This is a genomic window from Ruminococcoides intestinihominis (genome assembly GCF_040096285.1).
GTDB lineage: Bacteria > Bacillota > Clostridia > Oscillospirales > Acutalibacteraceae > Ruminococcoides > Ruminococcoides intestinihominis.
Genome location: NZ_JBBMEY010000057.1, coordinates 1 through 8,843, shown reverse-complemented (window position 1 = coordinate 8,843; position 8,843 = coordinate 1). Strand labels below are relative to the sequence as shown.

Below are 8,843 nucleotides of genomic sequence, written 5' to 3'. Positions count from 1 at the left end.
AAGCCATAATATGATATAAAAATCGGTACTGTTTATGCTACAAAATATTGTTGTATTATTAATTGTGCAATAACTTGGTATATAAGAGAGAAAGGACATAGTATACACTTTTATATAATTTGCAACATTCCCACAAGCCCTAATTTATCTAACTAATCTTAACCCACAATCAAAATTAAAATACATTAATAAAAATCATCTTCATCTCGTAAATCTGTTGGGAGGAACTGATACATTTCGTCATAATTTTCGTATTCTTCTTGGTTAACTACTTCTGATGGGATAAGGCCTGTACAATCATATGATGAACAGGTACTAAATTCCATATTCATATCAGGTTCTTCTATATTTGATACATTAAATCTTTTACTGGATTTTTTATTTTTAGGTTCTTTATTATTTTTATTTCTTAACATAAAAAATCACCTCACACTTATTTTGTGCAAGGTGATTTAAATTATAAATTTTAATTTAATTTTCAAAAAATTAATTCTTCTCGTTAATTAGGCAAACACTATGAGCAGAGATACCCTCTTTTCTGCCGGTAAAGCCCAGGTGTTCTTCTGTTGTAGCCTTTACACTGACTCTATCAACATCAATATTACAAGCCTTTGCAATATTTTCTCTCATAGTAAGGATATAGTCTTTCATCTTAGGGGCTTGAGCAATAATTGTTGAGTCTATATTTTCTATATAATAACCATTTTGGTCAAGTAGTTTTACAACCTCTTTAAGTAGCATTAAGCTATCAGCACCTTTATACTTAGGGTCAGTATCAGGAAAATGCTTTCCAATATCACCTAAAGCACAAGCACCTAAAAGTGCATCGGAAATTGCGTGTAATAACACATCTGCATCACTATGACCAAGTAATCCCATAGTATGGGGGATCTTTACCCCACCAATTATTAAATCTCTATTTTCAACTAGCTTATGAACATCATAACCATGACCGATTCTCATATTATTCTCTACCTTTCAAAATACTTTCTGCCAAAATAATATCATCTTGTGTTGTTAACTTTATGTTTGTATATAAACCGTCAACAACAGTTACCTTTTCTCCAAAGTATTCAAAAAGTTTGCAATCATCTGTAAAGTCAACTGCATCATTTTTTGCATTTTCAAGGAACTTTATGTATTTGTCTTTGTCAAAAACTTGTGGTGTTTGAATTGCTCTTAAGGTACTTCTGTCAGGTGTATCCTTAATAGTTTCATCATCATTTACAACCTTAATTGTATCCTTAACTTTAACACCTAAAGCTGATGCACCTGTAAGCAATGCTGACAAAATTACCTTTTCAATTTCATTTGTTGTAATTAAGCACCTTGCACCATCATGAATAGCAATATGAGTTGCTTTTTCACTTGTTGCATCAATGCCATTCTTTACACTTAATGAACGAGTTTCTCCACCATTTACTATTGCAACTACTTTTGTAAAGCCGTACTTTGCAACAATACTTTGAAAATCAGCTTTGTCACATTCTCTGCATACAATAACAATTTCTTTAACTGACAAAGAATTTTCAAAGGCTAAAAGTGTATAATATACTGCCGGATTACCTAGCAAATCAATAAACTGCTTTGACTTATTAAGTCCCATCCTTGTGCTGTTACCTGCACAAACAATTACTGCTGAAACGAAAGGTTCTTTCCTATTCATATTTTCTTTCTCGTATGGATTAAAATGTTTGTTTAGAACTTTAGTTAATCTCATTTTTTCCTCTTACTGATAGAACAATGTTTTGATAAAATCAATTAGCCAGTCTGCTCCCCAAATAAATAGGCAGAAAATTAAAATAAGTAATAATGCAGAAACAATCCTTACAAGTGTTCTTTTCTTAGGAGTCATTTCTTCAAATTCTTCAATGTCTTTATCATACTGTTCTTTTTTGCTTTCAATATCTTCTTTAGTCTTTTCGTCAATGGTATCATCATCTACTACACCGATACCTATGCAAATGTCAAGTGCCTTGTCATATGCCTGGTAAGGTACAGTAATAATAACATCAGAAAGGTCACCACCGGTAATAGCCTCAGCAGAAACCTTGCTCTTTACTCTCTGTTCACCGGATGGAATACCTGCATCTTCCAAAGCAGCATGAACTCTCATTCTGTCCACACCTGAAACTTTACAAACACCTACAGGTGTGTTCTTGTTTTCAATGTTCTTCAGTTTTTTTCTACAGTCAGAACAAGTAACCTCTGATTCATCATATATTTTCTTACATTTTGGACAAATTTTCATACAATCATTCCTTATTTCAGATAGTCACATTTTATCATATAGTGTAGTAAAAAACAAGTAGCCCCATATATATGAGGCTACTAAAATTTATTAATCTATATAAACACAGGCTGATATTGTTTATTCTCGTAAGCTAATGTTATACATTCCGGAATAAGGGTAAAATCACTTACCAAAGAATTAGGCTTTTTCACACAATCATCCTGTGACATTGGAACAAAATATACATTTTTAGTATTTAAGAGTTTTCCTATATTCATTGCAGATGCACCAAGACCATCATTAGTAGCTATTGCCAGTAGTACAGGTCTCTGAATTCTCAGGTGGCTTTTTACTGCCATAGTAACAGGTGTATCGGTTATAGCGTTGGCAATTTTCCCAAGGGTATTGCCGGTACAAGGAGCTACTACAAGAACATCACACATTTTCTTTGGTCCAACCGGTTCTGCATCTTCTATTGTCCTAATAACTTTCTTATTTGTCAGGTTTTCTACTTCCGTTACAAATGTCTGTGCAGTTCCAAATCTTGTGTCTTTAGTACTTGCATTTGTGGACATTATGGGAATAACATCATACCCCATCTCCACTATTTTTTTTAGCTGTGCTATTGATTTACTAAAGGTACAAAAGGAAGCCGACAGAGCATATCCGACGGCAAGCTTTTTCACCCGTCATCCTCCTTGAGTATGCTCAAAATTGTGCTTTCAATAATTTCTCCGGCTGACTTTGGTGCTACCTTTCCCGGTAAAGACAAGGCATGAATTGTTTTTACCCCAAGCTCTTTAGCTTTTTCAAAGTCAACCCCACCAGGGTATGAGGCAAGGTCTATAATTAATGCACCGGACTTTATTCTCTTTAACTTTTCTTCATCAAAAATCATAGCAGGTACAGTGTTAAATATTAAGTCGTATTTTTCTAATTCAGAAAAATAACCGGTCTTAACACCCTGAAAACTATTGAGCTTTATCCACGCAAGGTCACTGCTCTTTCTGGCAGAAACAGTGACCTCAGAACCCATCCCACGAAGCATCTCTGAAAGCACCTTGCCAATTCTACCATAGCCACAAACAAGTGACTTGCTACCGTTTATAGTAAAGTCACTGCTATTTATTGCTTTTTCTATTGCACCCTCTGCTGTAGGTACTGCATTTTTCACAGAGAACTCTTCTCTATCACTATATGACAAGGTTTCCTTTTCCATACCTGAAAATTCAGAAAGAAATTTTTCTCTCTTGCCGGTAAAGACTTTTTTACCCTTTAATTTATCTTCATAACCACTTAGGTCAACAGTCTTTTCAGCATAAGGGGACTTTACTTCTTTACCCTTATCAAAAGGAATAATAGGAAGAACAAGCACATCACTGTCTAAAGCAGAGGCTACTTCACAACTCATATTTGACAGTTTTTCAAAGCCACATAACTTTACTTCATAACCATCATTCTTTAGTGCCTTAGCTAGGTAGTAATTTCTTTTATCTCCACCAAGAATACCAAAAGTCAGTTTATCACTTTTCATAAAAAGCACCTTTTATCTTATTATCTTAACTATTTATTTTTCGTCTTATACTTTATTATATGTAAGCGACACTAAGTTGTGTCGCCATAAAATAATTTAATGTGCAAAAGTTATTAGCAACTGCACTTTGACTTTGCTACAAAACTTTCGCAGTCAACACATTTACTTTCACTAGGATGTGGTTCATGTGTACCGATATTTACTGTGTCTAGGGCACAATAGTTTTCTGACATATTGTGGTTTTCACAAGAAGTAACGGTACAACGGATTGAATGGTTCTTATTTGTCTTGTCCATATTTATCACCTCAAAATATTTTGCACAACTCTTTGTGCCTAATTATTATGGATTAAAACTTAATAAAATATACAGACAAAAATAAATTATCAACATATTATGTAGTGAGGTGGTTATATGCTATTTCTATATACATTACTTTTTATATTTGCTATTGTTGGTTTTACGGAAATTATCAGCTACTTAATCTTTAGAATTATGAGTGTAAAAAATGAATGTTCAACTATGCTGATTACACCTGTTAACAGTCATTCAAATTATGAATTTATAGTAAGAAGTGCAATAGAAAAAACAAAATGGATGGGTAGCTTTAGACCACAGAAAATTATTATTGTTACCGAGAATTTATCTAAAGAAGCAATAAATGACATTAAGTCCCTGACCTATGGTTATGACTTTATAAAAATTATTGACAAAAAGTGTCTTTCTAATGAGGTTAATTCATTGTAAATATAGCCGTTTAGTGTTATAATATAATTTATGGATAATAATGAAATTTTACAAATTACAGGGACAATTGAAGATATTATTTATAGAAACAACGACAACGGTTACAGCGTAGTTGATGTAGATGTTAAGAAAGAATTAATTACTGCTACAGGAGTAATGCCTACTGTTGAAGTTGGTATGGAAGTTAGGCTATACGGTCGATATAAAAGTCACCCAAGCTATGGTTTACAGTTTTGTGTAGAAACCTTTGAACCTACTATTCCAACAACCTCTAACGGTATTTTGCGTTATCTTTCATCCGGTGCAATTAAAGGTGTGGGTTCATCAACTGCTACAATGCTTGTAAAAGAATTTGGAGAAAAAACTCTTGAAGTGCTGGAAAATGAACCTGAGAGAGTTGCTTTGTTAAAGGGTATTTCAGAAAAGAAAGCTAATGATATTTCCAAACAGCTAAAGGAAAGTATCGGTATAAGGGAGCTTATGCTATACCTTAGTGAATTTCAAATTTCTGCAAATACTGCTGTAAGAATTTACAAATTTTTTGGCAACAGAAGTCTTGAATATATTAGAGATAATCCATATACACTTTGTGACAATGGACTTAGAGTCAGCTTTGAAATGGCTGATATGATAGCTAAAAAGCAAGACAGACCTATTGATGATAAAAACAGAGTGAGAGCAGGTATTGCCCATGTACTAAACCACAACAAGCAAAACGGTCACACTTGTTTACCGGAAGAAAGGCTCATAGCCACTACTACAAACTTCCTACAAGTTGATACGGACCTTGTGAAAGACGCACTTAATAATATGATTTTTGATGCGTCACTTATGCGTGAAAATTTTGATGATAAGAATTTTATTTTCTTACCTGAAATGCACAGAGCAGAAACTTTCATCGCAAACAGAATTAAACTAATGCAAAGTTTCCCTGCTGCTAAGTTTTCAAATACAGATACTCTTATTGAAAAGATACAACAAGAGGAGAATATTCAGTATGCAGAAAAGCAGATTGAGGCTATTAAGTCAGCTATGGAAAAAGGCTTTCTTATTCTTACAGGTGGTCCGGGTACAGGCAAAACAACAACACTAAATGCCATTATTAAGATACTTGAAAAGAATGGACAAACTGTACTGCTAACTGCACCTACAGGCAGAGCATCACAGAGAATGGGTGAAGTTACCGGCAAAGAGGCAAAAACAATTCACAGACTACTGGAAGTTGCCTATGATAAAGATGATAAACCGGTATTTAAGAAAAACGAAAAGAACCTACTAAAATGTGATGCACTAATTGTTGATGAAGTTTCTATGGTGGATAGTCAGCTATTTGCAAGTTTAATAGAGGCTTTGCCATTTGCCACAAGACTTATTCTTGTAGGTGACAGTAATCAGCTACCGTCAGTTGGACCGGGTAATATTCTTGGCAACTTAATTGAATGTGAAAAATTACCATTTGTAGAATTAACAGAAATTTTCAGACAATCACTAAAAAGTCTTATTGTTACTAATGCTCACAAAATTGTTGAGGGTGAACTTCCTGACATTTCAAAACACAACAATGACTTTTTCTTCTTGCCAACTAAAAATGGCACAGATGCAACTAACCTTGTAATTGACTTGTTTACAAGACGACTTGTAAAAAGCTACAACTATTCCCCTACTGAGGATATACAAATTTTGTGTCCCGGTAGAAAAGGTGCTTTAGGTGCAACTGACTTAAATGAAAGACTACAAAATGCACTTAACCCACCGGCTAAAGACAAACAAGAAATTAAGTTTGGCAGAAAGATTCTTCGTATCGGTGACAAGGTTATGCAGTACAAAAATAACTATGACATAATGTACACTAAAGATGATGGAGAAACTTCTACCGGTATTTTTAACGGTGATATCGGCACAATAATTGAAATTAACAAAAAGCAACAATACATTAAAATTCGATTTGATGACAAGGTTGCTACCTATGACTATGACTCAGCGCAGGATGTTGAATTAAGCTATGCAACAACTATACACAAAAGTCAGGGTAATGAATTTGAGGCAGTTATTATTCCTTTGTTCCACACACCACCACAGTTGTGTTACAGAAATCTACTTTACACAGGTGTTACAAGGGCAAAGAAACTACTTATTATTGTTGGAGATAGCAACATTATTGCTAATATGACCCACAGTAACAAGAAGAATAAACGATATACAGGACTAAAATATTTTTTACAACAAGATAGTGCTATATGAGTATTGCAGATAAAATAAAAAACTTTTTCTTTCCAAACAGATGTCCTTTCTGTAACAAAGTTATTGAAGAAAAGGAAATAGTATGTAAAGATTGCATCAGCAAATTCCCTATAAATTATTTTGATGGTTTTGCTATTGGTGGATTTAGGTGTATTTCACCATTTTACTATGAAGATGATTTTCGGAAAGGTATACTGAATTTTAAATTTTATGATAAAAAATACCTTGGCAAGTCTATGGGAATTTTAATGGTTGATACTATTAAGAAAAGTTATGGTGACTTACACTTTGACATTATTACTGCAGTACCTTTACATAATAAAAGGCTGAAAGAAAGAGGCTACAATCAATCAGAAATTTTAGCCAGAACAATTGCCGAAGAACTTAACATTCCCTATACAGAAACACTGTTTAAACACAAAAACAATAAAGTGCAACATACCTTAAAAGGCAAAGACAGAATGAATAATGTTAAGAATGCATACAAGGTAATTGACAAAAGTCTAATAAAAGACAAAAATATACTTATTGTTGATGATATAATTACAACAGGTTGTACCATTGGTGAATGTGCAAAAACACTTTTCAAAGGTGGATGCAACACAGTATGTTGTTGTACACTATGCAAAGCATAAATTTAGGAGAACATAATGAATATTGCTATAGATATTGGCACTTGCAATACTCAAGTTGCTACAAAAAATAAAGGTGTTATAATCTCTGAACCATCAGTTATTACATATGACACCTATACAAATTCAATAATAGCAGTTGGTGATATGGCATACAAAACTATCGGAAAAACTCCCGAGAGAGTAAAGGCTACCTTTCCTATGGTTGACGGTGCAGTATCTGCCTCAGAACTTATGGAAAATATGATAAGAATTTTCATAGAAAAAGGTTGCAGAAAAAGAATATCTATGCCTAAAATTATTACTGCTGTTCCCGGTGGAATAACCGAAGTTGAAAGAAGAGCAATAGTAAATGCTATCAGCAGTTATGGCGTACGGTCTGTGTATTTAATTGAAACACCTAAAGCATCAGCAATGGGTGCAGGTCTTGACATACTTTCAGGTGAAGGTAAGTTGATTGCTGACTTAGGTGGTGGTACTGCTGACATTGCAGTACTTTCCTTAGGTGGAGTCAGTTCCGGTATTTCTATCAAAAAAGCCGGTAATGAAATGGACAAGAATATTATTAAATATATGAAAAGTCATTACAATCTTTCAATCGGTCAGCAAATGGCTGAACAATGCAAGAAAGAAATCGGTGCAGTTAAATTTGTTGATGCTGACAAAACCTTTATTATGAAAGGCAGAGATATGGTAAGTGGCTTACCTAAAGCTATTGAGGTTAGAAAAAGTCAGCTAATACCTATTTATCAAAGAACTATGCTTGAAATTATCAGAGGTATTGTTGATGTGTTGGAAAACACACCTCCTGAATTAAACGGTGATATTCTTAAAAGTGGCATTGTATTTACAGGTGGACTTAGCAAAATTGAGGGCTTAAAAGAGCTTGTTAAGGACTACATAAGAAACCTAAAAATCACCATTGCTAGTGAACCTGAGTTTTGTACAATCAAAGGCATTGTAAAAGCCTCTCAGTACATAAATAAGGTTGATAATAATAAAGGTCACGAGATTAACCCTTTACTTGCAGTTTATTAAAATTTTTTATTATATTGATTATGCTATTAAGAATAATCCATTGTAAAGTTCTTTATGAATTTGATAATAATTTGATATATTAAAATTTATATTATATCAAAAGGTCGGTAATAAAATACCGACCTTTCTCTTTTGTTACTGTATTCCATTATTTTTTAGCTTTGTTTTTACCAAAGGGTTATCTTAGCCCTTTCCTATAAATTAGTTTTTTTCAATTTTGTCTGTGGGTAAAGATTAGTTTGATAAATTAGGGTTTGTCTTTTTAATTTTGATTGTTAGTTAAGGTGAATTTGTAGTGAGAATATATACCATAAAATCATATGAAACTATGACTCACAGGTGTAGGGTCCAACACTGTTGGACCGTTACAAACTATCCTAAATAAAGGTATTATGCCCTATGTAGATATTATAAATTTA

Annotated in this window: 11 protein-coding genes; 4 read left to right on the top strand and 7 right to left on the bottom strand. The window is 33.4% G+C overall.

The annotated features are described in order from the left end of the window. Positions 1-185: 185 nt before the first annotated feature. The 7 genes from WMO18_RS09950 to WMO18_RS09920 form a co-directional block, all read right to left on the bottom strand. The gene (locus WMO18_RS09950; RefSeq protein WP_211148214.1) at positions 186-416 is read right to left on the bottom strand and encodes a hypothetical protein; all 231 of its coding nucleotides are present in this window, start codon (positions 414-416) and stop codon (positions 186-188) included. A 70-nt stretch (positions 417-486) separates the two neighbouring features. Continuing rightward, positions 487-963, bottom strand: a complete 477-nt coding sequence (ispF, locus tag WMO18_RS09945) for a 2-C-methyl-D-erythritol 2,4-cyclodiphosphate synthase (RefSeq protein WP_022505597.1) — start codon at positions 961-963, stop codon at positions 487-489. A 1-nt stretch (position 964) separates the two neighbouring features. Then, on the bottom strand, positions 965-1,720 hold the full coding sequence (gene ispD / locus WMO18_RS09940; protein ID WP_022505598.1) for a 2-C-methyl-D-erythritol 4-phosphate cytidylyltransferase: 756 nt from the start codon (positions 1,718-1,720) through the stop codon (positions 965-967). Positions 1,721-1,729: 9 nt separating this feature from the next. After that, on the bottom strand, positions 1,730-2,251 hold the full coding sequence (locus WMO18_RS09935) for a hypothetical protein (RefSeq protein ID WP_211148215.1): 522 nt from the start codon (positions 2,249-2,251) through the stop codon (positions 1,730-1,732). A gap of 95 nt (positions 2,252-2,346) precedes the next feature. Continuing rightward, positions 2,347-2,919: a dipicolinate synthase subunit B gene (locus WMO18_RS09930; RefSeq protein WP_211148216.1), complete on the bottom strand. Its 573-nt coding sequence runs from the start codon at positions 2,917-2,919 to the stop codon at positions 2,347-2,349. Beyond that, positions 2,916-3,767, bottom strand: coding sequence for a dipicolinate synthase subunit DpsA (gene dpsA / locus WMO18_RS09925; protein ID WP_211148217.1), 852 nt, complete (start codon positions 3,765-3,767; stop codon positions 2,916-2,918). The genes WMO18_RS09930 and dpsA overlap by 4 nt, the downstream gene beginning before the upstream one ends. A 113-nt stretch (positions 3,768-3,880) precedes the next feature. Continuing rightward, positions 3,881-4,063 (bottom strand): DUF1540 domain-containing protein, encoded by a 183-nt coding sequence (locus WMO18_RS09920; RefSeq protein WP_022505602.1) that lies wholly within the window; start codon positions 4,061-4,063, stop codon positions 3,881-3,883. 117 nt (positions 4,064-4,180) lie between these two features. Here WMO18_RS09920 and WMO18_RS09915 point away from each other — a divergent pair, with 117 nt between their 5' ends. Genes WMO18_RS09915 through WMO18_RS09900 form a run of 4 tightly spaced genes read left to right on the top strand, consistent with a single transcriptional unit; the run spans position 4,181 to position 8,424 of the window. After that, complete coding sequence (locus WMO18_RS09915; protein WP_211148218.1) at positions 4,181-4,513, top strand: hypothetical protein; 333 nt, start codon at positions 4,181-4,183, stop codon at positions 4,511-4,513. A 30-nt stretch (positions 4,514-4,543) separates the two neighbouring features. Then, a complete protein-coding gene (recD2, locus tag WMO18_RS09910; protein WP_211148219.1) occupies positions 4,544-6,754 on the top strand; it encodes an SF1B family DNA helicase RecD2 in 2,211 nt (736 codons plus the stop codon). Next, positions 6,751-7,389, top strand: a complete 639-nt coding sequence (locus WMO18_RS09905; RefSeq protein ID WP_022505605.1) for a ComF family protein — start codon at positions 6,751-6,753, stop codon at positions 7,387-7,389. Before recD2 ends, WMO18_RS09905 begins: the two co-directional genes overlap by 4 nt. A 15-nt stretch (positions 7,390-7,404) precedes the next feature. Continuing rightward, positions 7,405-8,424, top strand: a complete 1,020-nt coding sequence (locus tag WMO18_RS09900) for a rod shape-determining protein (protein WP_211148220.1) — start codon at positions 7,405-7,407, stop codon at positions 8,422-8,424. Positions 8,425-8,843 lie beyond the last annotated feature (419 nt).